This is a genomic window from Winogradskyella ouciana, from assembly GCF_009709615.1.
In the GTDB taxonomy this organism is placed as follows: domain Bacteria; phylum Bacteroidota; class Bacteroidia; order Flavobacteriales; family Flavobacteriaceae; genus Winogradskyella; species Winogradskyella ouciana.
On record NZ_WJYA01000205.1, the window covers coordinates 1 to 254 of the forward strand.

The 254-nt window shown below is 67.3% G+C and carries 1 protein-coding gene; it reads right to left on the reverse strand.

Annotated elements, in window-relative coordinates; translation table 11 throughout:
* Positions 1 to 254 (reverse strand): hypothetical protein (locus tag F1003_RS17085; protein WP_235898431.1); only part of this gene is annotated, 254 nt, incomplete at both ends.

Genomic DNA, 254 nt, shown 5'->3' on the forward strand with positions numbered 1-254 from the left:
TTCTCCTCCTCTTGCTGCTCCGATTGCTCCATGGCGGGCGGCGACAGCGCGGCGGTGTCGGCGGTGGAGGGGAGGCTGTCGGAGCTCTCCACCAACAGCGACGAGAAGGGGCTCCCCAGGAGGGGCAAGTCTTTATCAGGAAGGACATTAAACACCGCCGGTCGGCACGCATCCATTGTTGCGCTGGTCACCCCGCTCGCCGCCGGCTCGCCGCCTCCCACCACTGGATCGGCCAAATCCGACGCCAGCGCCGC